Below are 23,184 nucleotides of genomic sequence, written 5' to 3'. Positions count from 1 at the left end.
TGGCCCGTGACCTGGACTGTCGCGCCCTGAAGGGGCGCGGGGCTGTATTTGATATGCGGCTCCGACGCGTAGGCGCGACCAGCCACAACCAATCCGCACCCCGCACACAACCCCACCCCGACGGCGCTACCCGGCGGAGCCCCACGCCTCCGTCAGAGCCCGGCTGAACACCTCAACGGGCTGAGCCCCCGAAACCCCGTACTTGCGGTCCAGGACGAAGAACGGCACCCCGTTCGCGCCGAGCGCCGCGGCCTCGCGCTCGTCGGCACGCACCTCCTCGGCGTAGGCCTGCGGATCGGCGAGGACCCCCCGGGCGTCGTCCGCGTCGAGGCCGGCCTCGACGGCGAGCTCGACGAGGTGGGCGTCCGCGTCGGCGAAGAGGGACCGCTCCTCGGCGAAGTTGGCCCGGTAGAGGATCTGGAGCAGCGCGTCCTGCCTGCCCCGCTCCTTGGCGAAGTGCAGGAGGCGGTGCAGGTCGAAGGTGCTGCCGTGGTCGCGGCCCTCGGTGCGGTACGCCAGGCCCTCGGCGGCGGCCTGGGCGCCCAGGTTCTCCTCGCCCGCCCGCGCCTGCGCCTCGCTCATCCCGTACTTCTGGCTCAGCATCTTCAGGACGGACTCGATGTCGCCCTTGGCGCGGTGCGGGTCGAGCTCGAAGGAACGGTGCACCACCTCGACCTGGTCACGGTGCGGGAAGGCCCCGAGCGCCTTCTCGAAGCGGGCCTTGCCCACGTAGCACCAGGGGCAGGCTATGTCTGACCAGATCTCGACGCGCATGGTGGCAGTTCTCTCCAGGTCGTACGGCGGTACGGCGTATGGGTACACGAAGGCGGGGACGGCTCCGCCCTCCGCTCTCACTCTGTGAACCTTCAATCAGCCCGGCTCATTCCGCGACCAGCCGCCCTTTCCCGTGGCGGTTCCTCCCGTACGGCTGATCCTGGCGGATGATGTGCGGGCATTCGAGCCACCACGGTACGCGGCAGGAGATCCTCGGCATGGGCACCCGTACCTCCCCGTCCCTCACCCTCACCGCCGCTCTCCTCGGCTTCGCGCTGATCGTCCTGGACGCGTCCGTGGTGAACGTGGCGCTGCCGTCGATCGGGGCGGCCCTCGGGGGCGGACTGTCGGGGCTCCAGTGGGTGGTGGACGCCTACACCCTGTCCTTCGCCGCGCTGATGCTGTCGACCGGGGCGTTCGCCGATCGGGCCGGGGCCAGCCGGGCGTACGCGCTGGGCATCGCCGTGTTCACGCTGGCGTCGGCGGGGTGCGGGCTGGCGCCGAACCTGCCGGTGCTGATCGTGGCGCGGGTCGTGCAGGGCGTGGCCGCGGCGGTGGTGCTCCCCGCGTCGCTGGCCCTGGTGCGCCAGGCGTACACGGAGCCCGGCCGGCGGGCGCGGGCCGTCGCGGTGTGGACCTCGGGCGGTTCGGCGGCGGTCGCCCTGGGTCCGGTGGTGGGCGGTGCGGTGACGACGGTGTGGGACTGGCGGGGAATCTTCTTCATCAACGTGCCGCTGGGCCTGACGGCACTGGTGCTGCTGGTCCGGGCACCGCGTTCGCAGCGCCGCCCCGCGCCCCTCGACATCCCCGGCCAGGTGACGGCGATCGTGGCGCTCACGGCCCTGGCCTTCGCGGTGATCGAGGGCGGGACGACGGGATGGGTCGCGGGGGCGGTCGCGCTCGTGGCGGCCGTCGCCTTCGTCCGCCTCGAGGCGCGCAGCGCGCACCCGGTGGTCCCGCTGGGCCTGTTCCGTACGCGCGCGGTGACGGTGTCCGTCGCGGCGGGAGCGGCGGTCAGCGTGGCCTTCTACGGGACGGTGTTCCTCTTCTCGCTCTTCTTCCAGCAGGTGCAGCACCGCTCCGCGCTCGCCGCGGGCCTGATGTTCCTGCCGATGACCGGCCTGATCGCGGTGACGAACATCGCGGCGGGCAAGCTGACCAGCCGCCGTGGCCCCCGCCTGCCGATGCTCGTGGGCCAGTCCCTGGCGGCGGCGGGACTGCTGCTGCTCCTCTACGTCGACGAGGACACCCCGTCGATGGCGGTGGCCGCGCTGCTGATCCCCCTGGCGCTCGGCTGCGCCCTGTCGGTGCCCCCGCTCACGGCCGCGATGATGGACGCCGTGTCGCCGTCCCGGGCGGGGCTGGCGGCGGGCATCCTGAACTCGGCCCGGCAGGTGGCCGGGGGCCTGGGCATCGCCGTGTTCGGTTCGCTGGTGTCCGGGAGCTTCGAGGCGGGCCTGCGGCAGAGCCTCGCGCTGGGCGCCGGCCTGCTCACGGCCACGGCCCTGGCCACCGTGGGGCTCCGCCCCTCAGCTGCCGTCACGTAGCCCGTCGGGCCAGGCGTCGCGGTACTCGATGTGGTCGAAGGTCACCACGCAGCCCTCGCCCACCGGTGACTGGGTCATGAACCCGACGAGCGCCGCCGACGTGGGCCCTTCGTCGCCCAGGGTGAACAGCCGGACGAAGGTCCACTTCTTGCCGTCGCGGGAGGCGTGGAAGGCGAAGGCCCGGCCGGTGCGGCTGACCCGGAGCCAGACCGAGCTTCCCTCCACGGTGAAGGAGTTGGCGTCGTCGGAGTGACCGCGGGTGACGACCGTGCAGACCGTGGGCACGTCCGGCGAGTACTCCAGGCACAGCTTCGCCCAGGCCCGCGGGCCCACCTGGACGTAGAGGACGCCCGCGTCGAAGGAGGCCGCGAAGCCCACCGTGACGCGGGCGATCAGCTGGAAGTCCCCCTCCGGCTCACCGAGCAGCCGCGGAGCGTCCGAGGCGGGATCCAGCGCCTCCCCGGTGGGCGCCACGAACCGATCCTCCCGAGCCCCAGCCCACCCACTGAGTACACCGTCCTCCTGGGACCAGTGCCCGTCGGGCCCATACGTACGCAGGGGAAAGGGGAGTTCGGGAATCTTCACGTCCATTGGGAGAGTGTCCCAGCTCTCGAAGGAGGGTGCGGCACGAGCCCCGTAAGGGGCGCGGGGCTGTGCCACTGTGCGGCTCCGCCGCGCGGGCGCGGCCGGCCACATCCAATCCGCAGCCGCCAACGAACCCCGCACCCTCACGGCGCTCCCGCGAGGAAAGCCCTACTACCGCTCCAGCTGCCCGTTGAAGCGCCGCGGCAGTCCCAGCGGGTTGTCATCGCGGAGCTCAGCCGGCAGCAAGGCCTCAGGCGCCCCCTGATAGGCGACCGGCCGCAGCCACCGCTCGATGGCCGTACCGCCGACGGAGGTCGACGTGGAAGTGGTCGCCGGGTAAGGACCGCCGTGGTGCTGGGCCGGAGCGACAGCCACACCCGTAGGCCAGCCGTTCACCAGCACACGCCCGGCGAGCGGCGTCAGCTCGGCGAGGATCTCGGCTCCCCGGCCCTCACCCGCGGCCTCGCCCTCCGACAGGTGAACCGTCGCCGTGAGGTTGCCCGGAAGACGCGACAGCACCGCGTTCGCCTCGGACTCGTCCTCGTAGCGCACCACGACAGTGAGCGGCCCGAAGCACTCCTCCAGCAGCAGATCGTGCTCGCCCTGAGCCGCCAGCCGGCTCGCGGGGACGGTCAGGAAGCCGGGGCTCACCGTGTGCTCGCCGCCCGCACCCGCGGTGACCGGCGACTCCACGTCGGGGAGCTCGGCACGCTCGGAGACACCGGCGATGAAGTTGTCCCGCATGCGGTGGTCCAGCAGGACCCCGGAGTCGACGTCGCTCACGGCGTCGGTGAGCGACTTCAGGAGCCGGTCACCGGCCGCACCGGTCGGCGCGAGCACCAGACCGGGCTTCACGCAGAACTGGCCGACGCCCAGCGTCATCGAGCCCGCGAGCCCGGACCCGATGGCCTCGGCACGCTCGGCGGCCGCGGCCTCGGTGATCACGACGGGGTTCAGGGAGCCGAGCTCGCCGTGGAACGGGATCGGCACCGGACGGGCGGCCGCCGCGTCGAAGAGGGCACGGCCGCCCCGAACGGAACCGGTGAAGCCGGCCGCCGTGACCAGCGGGTGCTTGATCAGTTCGATGCCCGCCTCGAAGCCGTGCACGAGGCCGACGACCCCCGCGGGGATGTCGTGCTCGGCGGCGGCCCGGCGCAGCGCGGCCGCGACCATCTCGGACAGTGCCGGGTGGTCGGGGTGGGCCTTGACGACGACGGGGCAGCCCGCGCCGAGCGCGCTCGCGGTGTCGCCGCCCGCGACCGAGAAGGCGAACGGGAAGTTCGAGGCGGAGTAGACGGCCACGACGCCCAGCGGCACCTTGTAACGGCGCAGGTCCGGGATCGGCGGGGTCGCGGTGTCGTCGGGGTGGTTGATCACCACGTCGAGGAAGGCGCCCTCGTCGACGATGTCCGCGAAGGCCCGCAGCTGGAAGCAGGTGCGGGCGAGCTCGCCGGTGAGCCGGACCGGGCCGAGCGCGGTCTCCGCGTCGGCGGCCTCGACGAGGTGGTCCTTGGCCGCCTGGAGCTGCTCGGCGGCGGAGCGCAGGAACGCGGCGCGGACGGTACGGTCGGCCAGGGCGCCCCGCGCGGCGTGGGCGGCGCGGACGGCCTCGTCCACCTCCTGGGCCGTGGCCTCCACCGCAACCTGTTCACGCTGCTTCCCGGTTCGGGGGTCGACACTCCAGACTGGTGCTGCTGCCACCGCGGGTCCCTCCACATTGAATGCCGCTTGCTCTGCCGCAGTTGTTACGTCATTCACCAGGGGCGTTCGATATGCTGAACACTGTCTCTGATGATGAATATTCTGTTGGAGACTATATCTTCAGGTTCTCGTCGAACGAAGGGGTCAAGGGCGATGACGGTTGCCGAGACGGGCGGCGGGGCGCAGGTCAAGTCCGCCGTACGCACCGTGGAACTGCTCGAGTATTTCGCCGGCCGCCCCGGAATGCATTCCCTCGCCGCCGTGCAGGAGGCGGTGGGTTACCCCAAGTCCAGCCTTTACATGCTGTTGCGCACGCTCGTCGACCTCGGCTGGGTCGAGACGGACGCGACGGGCACACGGTACGGCATCGGGGTGCGCGCGCTGCTGGTCGGCACCTCGTACATCGACGGCGACGAGGTGGTGGCCGTGGCCCGCCCGACGCTGGACCGCCTCTCGGACGACACGACGGAGACGATCCACCTGGCGCGGCTCGACGGCACGAACGTCGTCTACCTCGCGACCCGCCAGTCCCAGCACTATCTGCGCCCCTTCACGCGCGTGGGGCGCCGGCTGCCCGCGCACTCGACCTCGCTCGGCAAGGCGCTGCTCGCCACCCACACCGACGAGCAGGTCCGCAAGCTGCTCCCGGAGACCCTCCCCGCGCTGACCGAGCACACGATCACCGACCGGGAGAAGCTGATCGAGGAGCTCCACCAGGTCCGCGAGCAGGGCTTCGCCGTCGACCGCGAGGAGAACACGCTGGGGCTGCGCTGCTTCGGCGTGGCGATCCCGTACCGCACGCCCGCCCGCGACGCCATCAGCTGCTCGGTGCCGGTGGCCCGCCTCACCCCCGCCCACGAGCAGATGGTGAAGGACGCCCTGTTCGACGCGCGCGACCGCCTGACGCTCGCCACCCGCAGGCTCTGACGAGCCGCCCCGGGGCCGGACGTCGCCCCCGTGCGGCGAGGCTCCTCCTCCGTGCGGCGGAGGCGGATCGTCTCCGGGCAGGACGCGGGCCCGGGGCCGGGCAGGAGAGTGTGGGGGCATGACGCAGTCGCCGTTACCCGGCAGAGCGCTCCGCCTTGCCGGGGGTCACGGCGTGGGCGGTTTCGCCCGGTTCCTGTTCGGGCGGCCGGCGCGGCGGCGGTGGATCCATCTGATCCTCGGTGGCGCGCTCGCGATGCCGTACGTCCTTCTCGCCGAGCTCCTCGTCGGCCCGACCCTCGGTGCGCACTATGCCTTCGGCTCGTTCTCCCTGCAGGTCGTCGCCTTCGCCGTGGGGTTGCCGCTCGCCGCGCTCACCTCGCTCTTCCCGCTCACCCGGCCGATGTGCGTGGCGGCGGCGCGGGCGCTGTGCGACGTCGACGGGGAGCGGCTCGCGGACGGGCCCGCGCGCGGCGGGGACGCCCGGGGGCGGACCGCCGCGTGGTTCGCGCTCCATCTCGGTCTCGGCGGGGTCGTCGCCGGGATGTCGCTCGCGGTGCCGCCGTTCGCCGCCGTGCTCATCGCGCTGCCGGCCTTCGTCGTCACCCGGGACTCACGGCTCGGTTTTCCCGAATTCCTCGACGAGACCTGGGCGTTGGTGCTCGCGCCGGTCGCGGGCGTCGTGACCCTCGTCGCGCTCGCCGCCTGCGCGGCGCTCGCCGGGCGACTCCTCGCCCACTGGGCGCCCGCGCTGCTCGGTCCCTCGCCCGAGGAACGCCTCGCGGCGGCGGAGGCCCGCGCCGAGGACCTCGCCGTGCGCAACCGTCTCGCCCGCGAGCTCCACGACTCCGTCGGCCACGCCCTCAGCGCCGTCACCCTCCAGGCGAGCGCGGCCCGCCGGGTGCTGGACACCGACCCGCGGTTCGTCCGGGAGGCCCTCGCGGCGATCGAGGAGACGACCCGCCGGACGGTGGGAGAACTCGACGCCGTACTGAGGGTGTTACGGGACACCGAGGCATCCGCCGGCGACGACGACACCTCGCGAACGGCACCGGTACCGGCACTCGCCCCGGCACCCACCCTCGCCACCGACCTCGACGGCCTGCTCCACCGCACCCGCGCGGGAGGCACCGACGTCACCGCCACCGTCACGTGCGACACCGCCTCCCTGTCCCCGCCGGTCTCCCGCGAGGCGTACCGCATCGTGCAGGAAGGCCTGAGCAACGCCCTGAGGCACACGGACGGCCGGGGCGACGTCACCGTGCGGATCGGGACGGCCGGCACCCACCTGGAGATCATCCTGGAGAACCCGCTGCACCACGACGCCCCGCCGCGTACCCCTCCCCGTCCCGGCGGCGGCCACGGCCTGCGCGGCGTCGCCGACCGGGCCCGGCTGCTCGGCGGCACGGCCGAGGCGGGCCCGGTGGACAGCACCTGGAGACTGCACGTCCGTCTGCCGCTGGAGGCCCCCGTATGACGTCCGCCGCCGGAACCCCGATGCCGCCCGCCCCGATCCGTGTCGTCCTGGCCGACGACGAGCGCATGGTGCGCACCGCGCTGCGGGCCATCCTCTCCGCCGAGCCCGGCCTGGAGGTGGTGGGCGAGGCGGCGACCGGGGCCGAGGCCGTGTCCGTCGTACGGGAACTCGGACCGGACGTCGTGCTCATGGACGTACGGATGCCGGAGATCGACGGCATCCGCGCCACCGAACAGATCCTCACCACGCTCGACGCGCCCCCGAGGGTCGTGGTCGTCACCACCTTCGAGAACGACGCGTACGTGTACGAGGCGCTGCGCGTCGGCGCCGCCGGGTTCCTGCTGAAGCGGGCGGACGCCGACGAGCTCGTGCAGGCCGTGCGGCTGGTGGCGCGCAGTGACAGCGTGCTGTTCCCGTCGGCGGTGCGGGCGCTGGCCGCCGAGCACGCCCGTGGCCGGCGCCGCCGGGCCCCGTGGGTGGCGCGGCTCACCGGGCGGGAGAGCGAGGTGTTGCGGTCCATGGCGGCCGGGCTCACCAACGCCGAGATCGCCGCGCGCATGGGCGTCGGCCCCGCGACGGTGAAGACGCACGTGGCGGCCGTGCTGGCGAAGACGGGGGCCCGGGACCGTACGCAGGCGGTGATCGCGGCCTACGAGTCGGGCTTCATGAAGGCACCGTGACTTCATGAAGGCACCATGAGAAAACCCTCAGAAGGGAACGATTGATCCCATCCCGTTCGTCTTTCCGAGCGGCATGAACAAGACGATCAGGCGAACCGCCGTCTTCGTACTGCTGCTCGTGTTCTCCCTGCTGATCAGGGCGACCTGGGTGCAGTTCTACGAGGGCCGGGCGCTCGCGGACAACAAGGACAACCGGCGGCTGGTGATGGAGCAGTACGCGCAGCCGCTCGGGAACATCATCGTGGCCGGCGACGCGATCACCGCCTCGAAGCGGACCACGGGCAGCGACCTGGCGTACAAGCGCACGTACAAGGACGGCGCGCTGTACGCGGCCGTGACCGGCTACAGCTCGCAGGTGTACGGGGCGACCCAGTTGGAGGGCGTCTACCGTGACCTCCTCGACGGCACCGACACCCAGCTGAAGAACCCGCTGGACGTCATCACCAACAAGCGCGCGGCGCCCGGCGACGTGGTCACGACCATCGATCCGGACGTGCAGAAGGCCGCGTACGAGGCGCTCGGCGACAAGAAGGGCGCGGCCGTCGCGATCGACCCGTCGAGCGGGAAGATCCTCGGGGTCGTGTCCACACCGTCGTACGACCCGGGCACGATCAGCGGTACCGGCGACGGGGCGGCGTGGCAGAAGCTGACCAAGGACACCGACAAGCCGCTGGTCAACCGCGCGCTCCGGCAGCCCCTGCCGCCGGGGTCCACGTTCAAGCTGGTCGTCGCGGCCGCCGCGCTGGAGGACGGGCTGTACTCGTCGGTGGACGAGAGGACGGTCAGCCCGAACCCGTACACGCTTCCTCTCACGAACCGCGACCTGTCCAACGAGAACCCGAGCGCGCCGTGCGAGAACGCCTCGATCCGGGTGGCCCTGCAGTACTCGTGCAACAACGTCTTCGCGAAGATGGCCGTTGACCTGGGCCAGGACAAGGTCCGGGCGATGGCGGAGAAGTTCGGCTTCAACGACGCCGCGCGGGACGTGCCGGTGCGGGCGTACGAGAGCGTGTACCCGAAGGACATGGACAAGGCGCAGACGGCTCTGTCGGGCATCGGCCAGTTCGATGTGACCGCCACCCCGCTCCAGATGGCGATGGTGTCGGCGGCCATAGCCAACGGCGGCAAGCTGGTCTCGCCGCACATGGTGGACCGGACCAGTGACGCCGAGGGCAATGTGATCGAGGACTACGGCAGCAAGACCTCCACCAGGGAGATCGTCAGCTCCTCGACGGCCGGGCAACTCCAGTCCGCCATGCGGACCGTCGTCGAGAAGGGCACGGGCACCAACGCGCGGATCTCCGGCGCCACCGTCGGCGGCAAGACCGGTACGGCCCAGCACGGCGAGAACAACAGCCAGACGCCCTACGCCTGGTTCACCTCGTACGCGAAGTCGGACTCGACCGGCAAGGAGGTCGCCGTCGCGGTGATCGTCGAGCAGTCCGACGCGGCCCGCTCGGAGGTCAGCGGCAACGGCCTGGCGGCCCCGGTGGCCAAGGCGATGATGACGGCGGCGCTACTGAAGGACTGAGTCCCGGGAGTGAACCTCCGCCGCACGCAGGCCATCTGAAAGGACGGGCCGCCCCTTCCCCCGGGGGCGGCCCGTCGGCGTCACACGCCCCTTCCCCTGGCGGTCACTTGACCCCGAACAGCTGCTCGATCGGATCGATCGCGAAGTACACCAGGAAGAGCGCCGAGGTGCCCCACAGCAGCCAGTGCACCTGCTTCGCCCTGCCGAGCACGGTCTTGATCAGGACGTACGCGACGAAGCCCGCGCCGATGCCGTTGGTGATCGAGTAGGTGAACGGCATCACGGCGATCGTCAGGAACGCGGGGATGGCGATCTCGTACTTGTCCCAGTCGATATGCTTGACCTGGGTCATCATCAGGAACCCGACGGCGACGAGCGCCGGGGCGGCGGCCTGCATCGGGACGATGGTCAGCAGCGGGGTCAGGAACAGGGCGCAGGCGAAGAGCCCGCCGGTGACCAGGTTGGCGAAGCCGGTGCGCGCGCCCTCGCCGACGCCCGCCGCCGACTCGATGTACGAGGTCGCCGAGGACGAGGAGGCGGCACCGCCCGCGACCGCCGCCGCACCGTCGATGAGCAGGACCCGTCCGAGGTTCGGCACCCGGCCCTCCTCGTCGAGGAGTCCGGCCTCGGCGCTGATGCCGACGACCGTGCCCATGGTGTCGAAGAAGTCCGACAGGATGAGGGTGAAGACCAGCAGGACGACCGTGATGACGGTGGTCTCGCCGAACGCGCCGAACAGGCTGAAGTTGCCGAGCAGCCCGAACTCGGGCGCGGCCACGAAGTCGTCGGGGACCTTCGGCGTGGTCAGGCCCCAGCTCTTGATGTCGGCGGCCGAGTTGACCACGATCGCGACGACGGTCATGACGAGGATGCTGATCAGGATCGCGCCCTTGACCTTGCGGGCGAGCAGACCGATCGTCAGCAGCACTCCGAGGCAGAAGACGAGGATGGGCCAGCCGGACAGCGCGCCGGTGGCACCGAGCTGCACCGGGACGGTGGTGTTCGCGACGTCCGGAATCCGGCTGACGAACCCGGCGTCGACGAAGCCGATGAAGGCGATGAACAGGCCGATGCCGACGCTGATCGCCTGCTTGAGCGGTTGCGGGATGGCGTGCATGATCGCCTCGCGCAGCCCGGTGACCACCAGCACGCAGATGAGCAGGCCTTCGAGGACCACCAGGCCCATGGCGTCGGGCCAGCTCATCAGCGGGGCGATCTGGAAGGCGACGACCGCGTTGAGGCCGAGGCCGGCGGCCAGCGCGAGGGGCAGGTTGCCGCCCACGCCCATGATGATCGTCATCACCGCGGCGACGAGGGCGGTGGCGGTGGCGAGTTCGGCGCCGTCGAGCTGGTGCCCGAACTTGTCCTTGGCGCTGCCCAGGATGATGGGATTCAGGACAAGGATGTACGCCATCGTGAAGAACGTGGCGAAGCCGCCGCGTATCTCCCGGGCGAAGCTGGAGCCCCGGGCGGTGATCCTGAAGAAGCGATCGACGCTGTTCGCCCCAGGTGGCGCGGCGCCCGGCCGGTCGGCCACCTTCTGTGCTTCGGACATGGCGGTACTCCTCGTCACGTGCGTGCGGGTTGCACGGTTTGCTGGCTGGATTGTTCCGTCGTTGAACGCGTTTCAGGTTTTCTCCGTGTTACGGAATCAGGGTTCCGCCTGCGGGACACCGTTCGAAGCCCCGTACGAACGCCGTTCACGATCGCTGCTACTCTTCCGGATCTCGCCCGGGTCATCCACGGATGATCACATGTCGTTCACATGACACGCACCGGCACCCACCGGGTGCAAGGAGCCGCAACGAGGAGAGAGGTCACCCGTGGGCACAGTCGTCGACGACGCGGCCTCCGCGGAGTTCCACGCCTTCTTCGAGCGGCACTACGCCGAACTGGCGCGGCTGGCCCACCTGTTGACGGGCGAGGCGGACGCGGCTGACGACCTCGCGGCGGACGCGCTGCTCGCACTGTGGCACCGCTGGGACCGGGTGCGCGCGGCCGACCACCCGGTGGCGTACGCGCGCGGCGTGGTCACCAACCTGGCCCGCACCCGCATCCGCAGCGCCGTTCGTGAGCGCCGCCGGATCACCCTGTTCTGGTCGCAGCGCGAGGAGAAGACCGAAAACCCCGACATACCCGGCATGGTGGACGTGCAGGAGGCTCTGCGCAGACTGCCCTTCCGCAAGCGGGCGTGCGTGGTACTGCGCCACGCCTTCGACCTCTCCGAGAAGGACACCGCGCTCGCGCTGGGCGTGTCGGTCGGTACGGTGAAGAGCCAGACGTCGAAGGGTATGGCCGAACTCCAGCGGTTGCTCGGGACGACGGCTCCCCCGCGACAGATCCAGAGGGCCGCGTTCGGGGCTACTGGAGGAAGGAACCGATGAAAGAGGTGCGGGACGTGCACGAGGAGCTGCGCGCCCGCCTGCGCGAGGCGGGCGAGGCGCACGAGCCCGACCGCGCCCGCATCCTGGCCCGGATCGAGCGCGGCATGGCCGGGGAGGCCCTTCCCGAGCGTCCCGCGCGTCCGCCCCTGGCCGGCTGGGCCCGGGTGGTGGGCGCGACCGCCGCGGTCGCGGGCCTGCTCGCCGTGGGTGGCTACGCGGTGGCCTCGGCGGTGAAGGGCGACGAGCCGGCGGACCAGACGGTCGCTGTCTCGCCCAGCCCGACGCCCTCACCGGACGCGACGTCCCGGCCGCCGGTGAAGCCGGACCCGACCCCCTCGGCCGAGAAGCCGGACCGGAAGCCGAGCCCCACCCCCTCGCGCACTCCGACCGCCAAGAACACCCCCGCGGCCCCGCTGCCCGAGACATCGGACAACGAGGACGGTCCCCTCTGGTCGGACGGCTCGGTCGACCCGCACAGCAACGACTTCTGGGCGCAGAGCAACCTGACCCTCAAGACCGGCGAGAAACTCACCGCGCTCACCGTCGAGTTGCGCGTCGCCCTGACCGACGGGGTCAACGACGCCGGCGCCTGGCGCTCGCTGCCCGAGGAGGACTTCACGCTGACGGTCGGCGAGGACGACGGCTTCCTCGTGTACCGGTGGGTCCTGAAGGAGGGCCGTACGGTGCCGGAGGGCGAGTTCGTCTTCGCGGGCCAGTACGACCACGCGCGCGGCGGCCGCGACGCGAAGGACGACCGGTACACGATGACCGCGACGGCGGACGGCAAGCAGTACACCGTGGGCGGCGACTTCGCCCGCAGCGGCGACGAGAACACCGCCGACGGCGACTCGTGACGTCTCACCGCCGACTTACGACATCCCACTGACGGCTCAGGACGTCCCCCTGACGCGCTCCTGACCAGCACGTGAAGCCGGCCGGAAAAAACTTCCGGCACCCGGCAACCCTTTCCCGCCCGGTGGCGACCAGCAGTCGCAAGCAGCAGCTCTGATCCCCCCACCGAAGGAACGGGACATGACTTCACGTGCGGAGCACCGCGTGCACCACCCCCGCCGCCGGTCGTTACGGCGGCGTGCCGTCCTCAGCGGCCTGGGAGCGTTCGCGCTGACCGGTGCCGCCATCGTCAGCAGCGACATGCTGACGGCCGCGAGCGCGGCGAGCTGGCCGACCCCCACCTCCAGCCGGCCCGTGTCGTCGACCATCTCCGTGTCCGGCGTCCGCGACGGCGGCATGGTGCGGTACTACGGCAGCGGCGACCTGGCCGGCGACGGCCAGGAGGAGGGCCAGGACCCGATCTTCAAGCTCGCGGCCGGCGCGACGCTGAAGAACGTGATCATCGGCGCGCCCGGCGCCGACGGCATCCACTGCGAGGGCAACTGCACGCTGCAGAACGTGTGGTGGGAGGACGTCGGCGAGGACGCCGCGACCTTCCGCGGCGGCAGCACCTACACGGTGACCGGCGGCGGAGCGAAGAAGGCCGCCGACAAGGTCTTCCAGCACAACGGGCCCGGCACCCTGAACATCTCCAACTTCGCCGTCAGCGAGTTCAAGACGCTGTACCGCTCCTGCGGCGACTGCTCCACGCAGTACACGCGCAAGGTCAACCTCAGCAACATCGAGGTGACGGGGACGGGTTCCACCGCACGTCTGGTCGGCATCAACGTCAACCGCAACGACGTCGCCACGCTCCGCGGCATCACGATCCTCAACGACGCGAGCCGCAAGGTCGTCCCCTGCCAGAAGTACAACAACAACACGGCGGTCGGTACGGGCCCGGACAGCACCAACTGCCTCTACTCGTCGTCCGACATCACCTACAGGTAAACGCACAGACGCGGAAACAACCACATGCTCACTTTCCGCGTCCCTAACAGTGCGTAGATCTGCTGGCCTGAGCCCCCCTCGGCCAGACAGAAGGAGCGCCCTCCAACGGTGACGACCGTTGGAGGGCGCTCGCGCCCCTTCAGGGGCGCGGGGCTGCATCAATGTGCGGCTCCGCCGCGTGGGCGCGACAAGCCACGACGAACCCGCAGCCCGAAAACCGGCATTCAGTCCATCGTCGCTCCGATGGTCGTGGACCCCGTCGTCAGAAACGAGGTAGCCGGCAACGAACCATCAGACTTACGAGCCCCGTAAACAGCAGCCGCATCCGTAGACCTGAACGACGGCACAGAAACCCCACCGTCCCAACTGTTCGCCGCAGACACGGTGGACGCCCCCACCTTGGACGCCCCCGTCTTGTTGCCCACCGAGAGATCGCGCGCCAAGCGCGCCTTACCCGTGGCGAAGTAGAACCCCTGCTCCGCGTTGCCGTACGCGGTGTTGCGGCTCAGCAGAATCGCCCCGGTGTTGGAGTTCTCGGTGAAGCCGTGCAGCGTGTTGTCCCAGGCCGCGTTGTTGTTGACGGAGTGCGCGACCGAGACGCCCCCACCGCCGAGTTTGAAGCCGTTGCCGTTGCCCTCGAAGTCGGCGTCGTTCCAGCGGTTCTTGCCGTTGCCGAAGGCCCAGGAGTGCTCGATGGTGACGGGCGAGGAGAACTGCCACAGGTCGAGCCCGTCATCGGCGTTGTTGTACAGCCGGGCGCCCGTGACCTTGTTGCCCGTGCCGGAGCCGAACTTGATGGCGATGCCGTCGGCGTTCTGGCCGTGGGTCGCGGCGTCGTAGTTGCCGTAACTGTCCAGGTTCCGCACGAGGTTGTTCGTCGTGCCGTCGCCGCGCAGGGTGAAGCCGGAGTCGCCGTTCTTCCCGGTGACCAGGTTCTTGAAGATCCCGCCGACGGAGGAGGTGGCGACGAAGCCCTGGGCGGGCGAGTTCTGGAAGGTGAGGTCCTGGACGGTCCAGTAGTCGCCGTAGACCCCGGCCAGCCAGGAGCCCGCGGGAAGCTTCGAGCCGTCGATCCGCACCTTCTCGCCGCCGTACGCCTGGAGCGTGATGCGGGCCGAACTGGTGCCGTTCGCCGCGGACTTGAGGGTCTTCGTCGGGTAGTACGTGCCGCCGCGCACCTGGATGGTCTGCCCTGCGGAGGCGTTCGCCACGGCCGACTCCAGTTGGGTGGTGGAGGTGACGGTGACCGTACTGGCGGCGGCCTGGGCGCCGTCGTCCGCGAGGCCGAGGTAGACACCGCACGCCCCCGAGGCGACGGCCACCGCGGCGGCGATCGACAGGGTGCGGGTTCTGCGATGACGTCCGGTGCTCTGAGGCACTGGAGGTTCCTTTCCTGGGGGACGCGACGGCGAAGCGGGCCGGAGGGGCCGCCCCGGCCCGCTTCTGATCCCTGGTCGCCGCCGTGACCGGAAAGGGTTGCCGTGGTCCAGACGAAAGCGATCGAAAATTTCGCTCAGGATCGTCACGTGCACACCGATTGACGCGCTGTCCCCCACTGGTGAGACTCCAGGAGCCGTTATCCAACAGAATTCACCAGACTCACACAGGATGTGTCATGCGCCCCACCGCCCGTACGCTCCTGCTCCCCCTCCTGGCCCTCTTTCTGAGCCTGCTGGCAGCACCACCCGGCGCGGCCCAGTCCGCTGCACAGCCATCGGCACAGAGCCCGAAACAGTCGAACGAGTCGGAACGGTCCGTGAAGAAACCCAAGTACGCCGGCTACCTCTTCGCCTACTTCACCGGCGAGGGCACAGCCGACGGCGAGCAGATCCGGTACGCCCTCAGCCGGGGCAACGACCCGCTGCACTGGCGGGAGCTGAACGCCGGCAAACCGGTCCTCACCTCCACCATCGGAGAGAAGGGCCTGCGCGACCCGTTCGTGATCCGCTCCCCCGAGGGCGACAAGTTCTACATGATCGCGACCGATCTGCGCATGTACCAGAACAGCAGCGGCAGCTGGGACGACGTCCAGAGGCACGGCAGCAAGTCGATCATGGTGTGGGAGTCCACGGACCTCGTGCACTGGACCGACCAGCGTCTGGTGAAGGTCTCCCCGGACAACGCGGGCAACACCTGGGCGCCGGAGGCCTACTGGGACGACAGCCTCGGTGAGTTCGTCGTCTTCTGGGCCTCGAAACTGTACGCCGACGACGACCCGGACCACACGGGCTCGACGTACAACAAGATGCTGTACGCGACGACGAAGGACTTCCGCACGTTCAGCGAGCCGAAGGTCTGGGACGACCCGGGCTACTCGGTCATCGACTCGACGGTCGTCAAGCACAAGGGCACGTACTACCGCTATACCAAGGACGAGCGGGACCCCACCTCCTCCAGCCCGTGCTCGAAGTTCATCACCGCGGAGAAGTCGGCCTCGCTCACCGACACGTCGTACGACTTCGTCTCGGACTGCATCGGCAGCGGCTCCATCGACCGTGGTGAGGGCCCGACGGTGTTCAAGTCCAACACCGAGGAGAAGTGGTACCTGTTCATCGACGAGTACGGCGGTCGCGGTTACGTCCCGTTCGAGACCACCGACCTCGACTCGGGCAAGTGGACCATGTCGAAGAACTACCAGCTGCCCGCGAGCCCGCGCCACGGCACGGTCATGCCGGTGACGCAGGAGGAGTACGACCGGCTGCTGGCCGCGTACCCGGTGAGCCCGACCTCGGTCGTGGACGCGACGGTGAAGGACCAGAAGGGGTACGCGGTCGTCACGGAGAACGCGAACAAGGTCGTCCTGCCGATGGAACCCGACGCCGATCTGCGACGGCTCGCGCCGAAGCTCCGGCTCGGTCAGGGCGCGACGGTGAGCCCGGCGTCCGGTACACGCCGTGACTTCCGCACACCGCAGAAGTACACCGTCACGGCGGCGGACGACACGAAGCGCACCTGGACGGTGGAGGCGGTGCCGACCCGCAGCCCGGTCCTGCCCGGCCTGTACGCCGACCCCGACGTCACGTACATGGACGGCCGCTACTGGATCTATCCGACGACGGACGGCTTCCCCGGCTGGAGCGGCACCCGGTTCAAGGCGTTCTCGTCGAAGGACCTGGTCCACTGGAAGGACCACGGTGTGATCCTCGACCTGGGGCCCGACGTGTCCTGGGCCGACAAGAACGCCTGGGCCCCGGCGATCGCCGAACGCGACGGCAAGTACTTCTTCTACTTCTGCGCCGAGCAGCAGATCGGCGTGGCGGTGGCCGACTCCCCCGCCGGTCCCTTCAAGGACGCGCTCGGCAAGCCCCTGGTCGCCAAGGGCGGGTCGCTGAAGGGCCAGATGATCGACCCGGCGGTGTTCACGGACGACGACGGGCAGTCGTACCTCTACTGGGGCAACGGACACGGCTACGTGGTGCCGCTGAACGACGACATGGTGTCGTTCGACGCGAGCAAGGTGAAGGACATCACCCCGGACAACTTCCGGGAGGGCTCCTTCGTCATCAAGCGCAAGGGCACGTACTACTTCATGTGGTCCGAGGACGACACCCGCAGCGAGAACTACCACGTGGCGTACGCGACGGGACCGTCCCCGCTCGGCCCGTGGACCAAGCGGGGCACGATCCTGTCCAAGCGCCCCGAGTACGGCATCCTCGCCACGGGCCACCACTCGGTGGTCAACTCCCCCGGCACGGACGACTGGTACATGGTCTACCACCGGTTCGCCCTGAACGGCCCGGGCAGGTCCGGCGGGGACGGCACGCACCGGGAGACGACCATCGACCGCATGGAGTTCGCGTCCGACGGAACCATCAAGCCGGTGGTGCCGACCCTGGAGTCGATCAGGCCGGTGAAGCGCTAGACGGGACTGAGCCGGGGCTCAGTTCATCGTCGCGCCGATGGTGGTGCTGCCCGTGGTCAGGAACGTGGTCGCGGGCAGCGCGCCGCCCGACTGCCGGGCGTTGTACGTGCTCGACGCGTCGGTGGAGCGGAAGGCGGGCGTGGAGATGCCCGAGTCCCAGTTGTTGCCGGACGACACCACCGACGAGCCCTTGTTCACCGAGCCGGAGCCGTTGCTCACCGCCAGGTTCTTGCCGAGCCTGGCGGCACCGGTGGCGAAGTAGTAGCCCCACTTGGCGTTGGCGTAGGCGGTGGTGCGGTTGATGACGATGGCGCCCTTGTTGGAATTCTCGGTGAAGCCGTTGCCCGCGTTGTCCCAGGCGGCGGAGTTGTTGATGACGTGCGCGACGACCTCGCCGTCGCCGCCCAGCTTGTAGCCGTTGCCGTCGCCCGCGAACGCGGAGTCGCCCCAGCGGTTCTTGCCGTTGCCCATGGACCAGGTGTGCTCGATGGTCACCGGCGAGGAGAACGACCAGAAGTCGATGCCGTCGTCGGAGTTGTTGTAGAGGCGTGCCCCGGTGATGAGGTTGCCGGTGCCGGAGCCGAACTTCACGGCGATGCCGTCGGCGTTCTCCCCGTGGTTGGCCGGGTCGTAGTGGCCGTAACTGTCGATGTTCCTGACGGTGTTGTTCACGGTCCCGTCGCCGGTGAGCGTGAAGCCGGAGTCGCCGCCGTTGATGGTCTTGATGTTGCTCCAGTTGGTGCCGGTGCAGGACTGGCAGACGACCGCGCTGTCCGGGGAGTTCTGGAAGGTGATGTTGGAGACGTTCCAGTAGTCGGCGGTCAGTTTGAAGATCCAGTCGCCGTCGGGGAGGCTCCCGCCGTCGATCTTCACGGTCTCCGAGCCGTACGCGGTGAGTGTGATCGGGCTGGAGGAGGCGCCGTTGGCCGTCGACTGGAGGGTGGCCGTCGGGTAGTACGTGCCGCCGCGCACCTGGATGACCGTACCGGCGGTGGCGTTCTTGATCGCGTTGGACAGGTCGGTCGAGTTGCTGACGACCACGGTGGCGGCATGGGCCTGGGTGGGGAGTGCGGCGAGGCCGGCGCCGAGGGCGAGTGCCGTGCCCAGGGTGAGAGCGGTACGACGAGACATGGTGCGGGGACCTTTCGTCGAGCGGGTGATGTGGGGAGGTGCGCGGATCACTGGACGGAACGGGTCACAGAACGGCGTCGAGCCAGTCGAAGACCTCGTCCTGCATGCGGTCGACGAAGACATGGCCGAGGTCGGGCCAGACCTTGGTGTGCAACCGCTCCCCGGCGTGACGTGAGCGCCAGACGGCGCGCAGCTTCTCGTACGCGGCCTGGACGCCCTGAGCGGTGAAGAGGGTGTCCTGGGCGCCGTGGAAGAAGAGCATCGGCCTGGGGGCGGCGATGCTCGCCACGTCGGGGAAGTCGAGATGCCGGGCGAGCCCGGGATGGAGCATGTAGTAGGAGGACTGACCGCGCAGGATGTTGTTGCCGGGCACCATGACCTCCTTCAGCCCGGTCATCCAGCACACGCTCGCGGCGGCCGCGACGTGGTCGCTGAGCGCGGCGGTCTGCCAGGCGCGGAAGGCACCCATGGAGAACCCGACGGCCGCCACCCGCCGCCGGTCCACCCGGTCAAGACCGGCGAGGAAGGCGGTGGCGCGCACGTCCTCCCCGGCCATGAGCCCGGCGAGCGACGAGCCCAGGTTGTAGAGGTTGCTCGCGAGGGCCTGCTGCTGCTCGTAGGCGACCGGGCCCCGGTCGCCCCAGCCGAGGGCGTCCAGGGCGAGGACGACGTATCCGCGCCGGGCCAGCTCGTCGCCGACGAAGCGTCCGCTGAAGTACCGGTCCGCCCACGCCTGCGCGGAGGCGAGCCGGGTCTCGCCGTCGCCCCAGGGCCGGACCAGCTTCTCCTTCCCGATGTCGAACTTCGCGCCGTGGTCGTGGAGCAGCAGCACGGCCGGGAACGGTCCGGTGCCGTGCGGGGTGAGCAGGGCGCCACGGACGCGTTCGTAGCGGGTGAGGGCGAGCGTCACCGCCTCCCGTGTGAAGCCGTCGGCTTCGGCACGTGCCCCGAACTCGGGGGCGTACGGGGTGCCGTGGTCGGGCCCGACGAACAGGTGCTCCTCCACCTTCGCGCGGGCGGCCCGCCGCCAGGCCCGGAAGTCCCGGACCGGGGAGGTGCCCCAGGCGAGCGGGAAGCGGAGCTCGTCCTTGAGCTGAAGGTGGAAGTCGGGCAGCGGGCCCTCCACGACGCCGGACTCCATGACGCCGGCCTCCGCCCGGGCGGGCCCGGCCCCCGTGAACAGCGCCGCTCCGGCGGCCCCCGTCACGAACGCCCGCCGCCCCACCGGCTCACGGGCACTCATACGGCCTCCAGTCCCCGAGGTACGTCTCCCTGGTGTGCGACCGGGCCTCCGCGTCGCTGAGCAGGGGCCGGTTCTCGGGCACGGAGACGACCGCTCCCGGACCGGAGTTGGCGTACTCGCGAAAGCGCATGGTCTGCCACGGGTACTGCTCGCGCATGTTGGTGTACGGCGTCACCGCGTCGATCCCCGGCCCGAGCCAGGTGTCCCTGACGACCAGCGAGGGCCAGGCGGTCGTCTCGTACGTGGGCACCCACGGCCGCGCGATCTTGTACGCGGCGTCCTCGGCGCCGGAGGTGACGCGGCCCCGCACGGCCAGGAAGCCGTAGGGGTTCGCGCGGGCCGTCGAGGGCGCGAAGACCATGCCCTTCGGGGTGAAGTCGACGTCCCGGTCGAGGGTGTGGAACTGGCAGCGTTCGAAAACCGCCCGTGCCCGGCCGAACACGAAGTCGACGTCGCCCTCGATGTAGCAGTCCCGGTAGTACTGCCGGTCGAAGGCGGTCAGGGCGGTGGTGTCCGCGAACAGGGTGTCCTGGTGGGCGAGGAACCGCACCCGGTCGAACCGCGAACGGTCCCCGGTGACGTAGGCGGCCACGGCCTGCGTGCCCGTGATGTCGGGGTGGTCGGCGCGCAGCCAGTCGTTGGCGAGGGTCAGGTCGCGTACGGTCAGCCCGGGCGCCGCCGAGGTGAACGTGGCGGAGCCCGCGGTGCCGTAGGTGCCTCCCTCCGGCCTGGGGGTGCCGTTGGCATGGTCGTACACGATCACGGCCGCGCGCGGGTCGCGACTGGCACCGCGCAGCGTCAACTCCCCTTTGTCGGCCGATATGTTGACGACCTCGCGATACGTCCCCGGGTGCACGACGATCGTCCAGCCGGCTCCGTCCACGGCGTCCACCGCGTCCTGGACGGAGCCTGGAGAACGCACGTGCAGGACGCGGCGCCGTGCGTCCGCGAAGGCGGGGGTCGTGCCGACGGCCACCAGGCCGCCGGCGATCCCGGTGAGCAGGGTGCGCCGTCGCATGTCAGCACCCCTTCCACGGGGTCCAGTCACCGAGGTACGCCTCGCGGGTGTGCGCCCCGGCCTCGGCGTCGCTCAGCTGGGGCCGGTTCTCGGGAACGGAGATCACCGCTCCCGGCCCGGTGTTGCGGTACTCGGCGAACCGCTGGTCCTGCCAGGGGAAGCCGGAGGACATGTTGGTGTAGGGCGCCACCGCGTCGAGGCCGGCGCCGAGGCGGGTCTCGCGCACGGTCAGCATGGGCCGGGCGGTGGTGTCGGAGCTGGGCACCCACGGGCGGGCCAGCTTGTAGTAGCCGTCGGGCGCCTCACTGGTGACCCGGCTCCCGGTCACCAGGTAGCCGCGTGGGTTGGCTCCCGCGGTGGACGGCGCGAAGACGAACCCGTACGGCGCCGCGGTGAGGTCCGTCCGGGTCAGGGTGCGGAAGTGGCAGCGCTCGAACACGGCGGTGGCCCGCCCGAAGACGAAGTCCACGTCCCCTTCGGCGTAGCAGTCCCGGAAGTACTGGCGGGCGAACGTGCCGAGCGCCATCGAGTCGGCGTACAGGGTGTCCTGGTGCCCGAGGAACCGGCACCGTATGAACGCCGACCGGTCGCCCTGCGCCTTGATGGCGACGGCCTGGGTGCCGGTGATCTCGGGGTGGTCGGCGCGCAGCCAGTCGTTGGCGAAGGTGATGTCCCGCGCGGTGAACCCGTCGGCCTGCACGAGGGTGGTCGCCGACCCGGTCGTGCCGAAGGTGCCGCCGCCGGGCTTCGGGGTCCCGGCGGCGTTGTCGTACACGACCACGACGTCCCGTGCGTCACCGGAGGCCCCGATCCAGGTCATCCCGGTGCGCGCGACGCTCACGGCGACCGTCTCGCGGTACGTGCCCGGCGCGATGACCAGGGTGTACCCGCTCCCCACTGCGGCGGTCACGGCGGCCTGGACGGTGGTGTGGTCACCGAGCCCGCCGGGGTGGACGTACAGGGTCCGCTCGCTCAGCCGGGCGGCCGGCGACCCGTACCGCCCGAAGGGAGAGCGCCCGCGCGCGTGAGCCCTCCCTCCAACCCCCAGGGCGAGCGCGGCCCCGACACTGGCGACCACGAAGGAACGCCTGCTCAAGGTAGCTGGTGTCAGGCTCATGTCACTGGATGGGGCGTCAGCAGGGGCCATGTCAGCAGACCTTTCCGGCACCCGCACGGCTCCCGACGATCCCCGGCACGGCCCGCGGCGAGTCGACCTTCGTGCGCAGCGTCGGCGTCCACCCGGCACCGGACTGGAGGGCCTCCCCCGGAATCTCGGCGTTGTGGACCGCGATCAGATCCGTCAGCTTCCCGTTGACGTAGTTGTTCTCGGCGGTGAGCGGCGCCTCGTTCCACTTCTTCAGGGCCTTGCCGACTCCGGTCCCGGCCGGGAGGGAGAGGGCGTTGTCCGTGGCGTACAGCTGCGAGGACGCGCCGATGCCGAAGACGTAGGCGAACGGCTGGTCCTTCGTCACCACGAAGTGGTTGTTGTACGAGTCGACCTGCCCGAACCGGACCCGCGGGGCGCGCTCGACTATGCCCTCGAAGCGGTTGTGGTGCAGCGTGACCTTGAGTTTGCCGGAGTCGGTGGATCCCGCGCTGTCGCTGTTGCCGATCAGCATGGTCTTGTCGTGGTCCTTGAACGAGTTCCAGGACACGGTGACGTGGTTGGCGCCGCGCACGATGTCGGCGAGGCCGTCGTGCTGCTGGTAGACCTTGCCGAAGTACGAAGGCAGGGAGCTGTCCGGGTAGCGGCCGTCGGTGAGCGTGTTGTGGTCGATCCACACGTGGGTGGAGCCGTAGACGACCACGCCGTCGTACTCGGAGTTCCAGGCGCCGGTCTTGTTGTCGTCCGTCGGGTCCCACTGCGGGAAGCAGTCGATCGGGGCCTCGATGGTGAGGTTGCGGAGGATGACGTTGTCGACGCCCTTGATCTGCAGACTGCCGCCGAGGATGCCCGAGCCCTTCCCCACACCGACGATGGTGGTGTTGGCGGGGACGTTGGCCTTGATGGCCGTGTCCTGGCGGGCGGCGGACGCGGCCCGCAGGTCCTCCTGCTCACCGCTGACCGGTTTGTCATGGCCCCAGACGGCCGGGTCGTAGTCGGCGAGGTACCGCTGGAAGTCGTATCCGTCGGCCGCGAACGCGTCACAGCCCTCGGACACGGCGTCGATCATCCCCTTGACCTTGATGATCCTGGGTGCGCTCCCACCGTCCTTGAGCGCGGCTCTGAACTGTTCCCAGTTGGTCACGGTGTAGACGTTCGCGGCATCGGCGGCCGAGCCTCCGGTGGTCCCGGCCCCCTCCGACCCCCAGCCGTCACCGGCGGCGAGGGTCTCGCGCCCGAGGTCGCGGACCTGGGCGTGGGCGGAGGGGCCGGTGACACCGAGGACGAGAGCGGTGCACCCGAGAACGGATGTCATGGCATGGGCATGCCAGATACGAGTACGCATGTGTGCGAGTTCCTTTGCGAGTGGAGAAATCGTCC

General features: G+C 70.2%; 19 protein-coding genes. 9 read left to right on the top strand and 10 right to left on the bottom strand.

Annotated features, from left to right (window positions below):
• Positions 1-126 precede the first annotated feature (126 nt).
• Positions 127-774, bottom strand: coding sequence for a DsbA family oxidoreductase (locus AB0959_RS03150; RefSeq protein ID WP_366824608.1), 648 nt, complete (start codon positions 772-774; stop codon positions 127-129).
• Between the two features lie 218 nt (positions 775-992).
• On the opposite strand from AB0959_RS03150, the gene AB0959_RS03145 reads away from it, so the two are divergent.
• Positions 993-2,321: an MFS transporter gene (locus tag AB0959_RS03145; protein WP_366824492.1), complete on the top strand. Its 1,329-nt coding sequence runs from the start codon at positions 993-995 to the stop codon at positions 2,319-2,321.
• Here the strand turns inward: AB0959_RS03145 and AB0959_RS03140 are convergent.
• Both AB0959_RS03140 and AB0959_RS03135 read right to left on the bottom strand, forming a co-directional pair.
• Positions 2,304-2,912 (bottom strand): DUF1349 domain-containing protein, encoded by a 609-nt coding sequence (locus AB0959_RS03140; protein WP_366824491.1) that lies wholly within the window; start codon positions 2,910-2,912, stop codon positions 2,304-2,306. The two genes, AB0959_RS03145 and AB0959_RS03140, sit on opposite strands and share 18 nt — an antisense overlap.
• Positions 2,913-3,077: 165 nt before the next feature.
• Positions 3,078-4,607 carry an aldehyde dehydrogenase (NADP(+)) gene (locus AB0959_RS03135; protein WP_366824490.1) on the bottom strand — a complete coding sequence of 510 codons (1,530 nt, stop codon included), beginning with the start codon at positions 4,605-4,607 and terminating at the stop codon, positions 3,078-3,080.
• Between the two features lie 153 nt (positions 4,608-4,760).
• Here AB0959_RS03135 and AB0959_RS03130 point away from each other — a divergent pair, with 153 nt between their 5' ends.
• The 4 genes from AB0959_RS03130 to AB0959_RS03115 all read left to right on the top strand — a co-directional run bounded on the left by AB0959_RS03130 (position 4,761) and on the right by AB0959_RS03115 (position 9,219).
• Complete coding sequence (locus AB0959_RS03130) at positions 4,761-5,534, top strand: IclR family transcriptional regulator (RefSeq protein ID WP_366824489.1); 774 nt, start codon at positions 4,761-4,763, stop codon at positions 5,532-5,534.
• A 172-nt stretch (positions 5,535-5,706) separates the two neighbouring features.
• Positions 5,707-7,008, top strand: a complete 1,302-nt coding sequence (locus tag AB0959_RS03125) for a histidine kinase (RefSeq protein ID WP_366824607.1) — start codon at positions 5,707-5,709, stop codon at positions 7,006-7,008.
• Between the two features lie 20 nt (positions 7,009-7,028).
• Positions 7,029-7,688, top strand: coding sequence for a response regulator transcription factor (locus AB0959_RS03120; protein WP_366824606.1), 660 nt, complete (start codon positions 7,029-7,031; stop codon positions 7,686-7,688).
• A gap of 73 nt (positions 7,689-7,761) precedes the next feature.
• A complete protein-coding gene (locus AB0959_RS03115; RefSeq protein ID WP_366824488.1) occupies positions 7,762-9,219 on the top strand; it encodes a penicillin-binding transpeptidase domain-containing protein in 1,458 nt (485 codons plus the stop codon).
• Positions 9,220-9,322: 103 nt separating this feature from the next.
• On the opposite strand, the gene AB0959_RS03110 is transcribed toward AB0959_RS03115, so the two are convergent.
• Positions 9,323-10,774 carry an NCS2 family permease gene (locus AB0959_RS03110; RefSeq protein WP_366824487.1) on the bottom strand — a complete coding sequence of 484 codons (1,452 nt, stop codon included), beginning with the start codon at positions 10,772-10,774 and terminating at the stop codon, positions 9,323-9,325.
• A 268-nt stretch (positions 10,775-11,042) separates the two neighbouring features.
• Between AB0959_RS03110 and AB0959_RS03105 the strand changes: the two genes are divergently transcribed.
• The 3 genes from AB0959_RS03105 (at position 11,043) to AB0959_RS03095 (ending at position 13,445) form a co-directional block, all read left to right on the top strand.
• Positions 11,043-11,603 carry a SigE family RNA polymerase sigma factor gene (locus tag AB0959_RS03105; RefSeq protein ID WP_366824486.1) on the top strand — a complete coding sequence of 187 codons (561 nt, stop codon included), beginning with the start codon at positions 11,043-11,045 and terminating at the stop codon, positions 11,601-11,603.
• Positions 11,600-12,457, top strand: a complete 858-nt coding sequence (locus tag AB0959_RS03100) for a hypothetical protein (protein WP_366824485.1) — start codon at positions 11,600-11,602, stop codon at positions 12,455-12,457. The genes AB0959_RS03105 and AB0959_RS03100 overlap by 4 nt, the downstream gene beginning before the upstream one ends.
• 178 nt (positions 12,458-12,635) lie before the next feature.
• The gene (locus AB0959_RS03095) at positions 12,636-13,445 is read left to right on the top strand and encodes a pectate lyase (protein WP_366824484.1); all 810 of its coding nucleotides are present in this window, start codon (positions 12,636-12,638) and stop codon (positions 13,443-13,445) included.
• A gap of 224 nt (positions 13,446-13,669) precedes the next feature.
• Here the strand turns inward: AB0959_RS03095 and AB0959_RS03090 are convergent, their stop codons facing one another.
• Positions 13,670-14,824 (bottom strand): right-handed parallel beta-helix repeat-containing protein, encoded by a 1,155-nt coding sequence (locus AB0959_RS03090; protein WP_366824483.1) that lies wholly within the window; start codon positions 14,822-14,824, stop codon positions 13,670-13,672.
• A gap of 236 nt (positions 14,825-15,060) precedes the next feature.
• On the opposite strand from AB0959_RS03090, the gene AB0959_RS03085 reads away from it, so the two are divergent.
• A complete protein-coding gene (locus tag AB0959_RS03085; RefSeq protein ID WP_366824482.1) occupies positions 15,061-17,307 on the top strand; it encodes a family 43 glycosylhydrolase in 2,247 nt (748 codons plus the stop codon).
• An 18-nt stretch (positions 17,308-17,325) separates the two neighbouring features.
• On the opposite strand, the gene AB0959_RS03080 is transcribed toward AB0959_RS03085, so the two are convergent.
• The 5 genes from AB0959_RS03080 to AB0959_RS03060 form a co-directional block, all read right to left on the bottom strand.
• A complete protein-coding gene (locus AB0959_RS03080; protein ID WP_366824481.1) occupies positions 17,326-18,438 on the bottom strand; it encodes a chondroitinase-B domain-containing protein in 1,113 nt (370 codons plus the stop codon).
• 64 nt (positions 18,439-18,502) lie between these two features.
• Positions 18,503-19,681 (bottom strand): dienelactone hydrolase family protein, encoded by a 1,179-nt coding sequence (locus tag AB0959_RS03075; RefSeq protein WP_366824480.1) that lies wholly within the window; start codon positions 19,679-19,681, stop codon positions 18,503-18,505.
• Positions 19,668-20,699 carry a pectinesterase family protein gene (locus AB0959_RS03070; RefSeq protein ID WP_366824479.1) on the bottom strand — a complete coding sequence of 344 codons (1,032 nt, stop codon included), beginning with the start codon at positions 20,697-20,699 and terminating at the stop codon, positions 19,668-19,670. Before AB0959_RS03070 ends, AB0959_RS03075 begins: the two co-directional genes overlap by 14 nt.
• Position 20,700: 1 nt before the next feature.
• On the bottom strand, positions 20,701-21,816 hold the full coding sequence (locus AB0959_RS03065; protein WP_366824478.1) for a pectinesterase family protein: 1,116 nt from the start codon (positions 21,814-21,816) through the stop codon (positions 20,701-20,703).
• Positions 21,817-21,847: 31 nt separating this feature from the next.
• Positions 21,848-23,149: a pectate lyase gene (locus tag AB0959_RS03060; RefSeq protein WP_366824477.1), complete on the bottom strand. Its 1,302-nt coding sequence runs from the start codon at positions 23,147-23,149 to the stop codon at positions 21,848-21,850.
• Between the last annotated feature and the right edge of the window lie 35 nt (positions 23,150-23,184).

Origin of the sequence: Streptomyces sp. NPDC046862 (genome assembly GCF_040704615.1) — a bacterium.
GTDB lineage: Bacteria > Actinomycetota > Actinomycetes > Streptomycetales > Streptomycetaceae > Streptomyces.
Note: the sequence above shows the minus strand (reverse complement) of the source record. Positions and strands in the feature narration are given on the sequence as shown.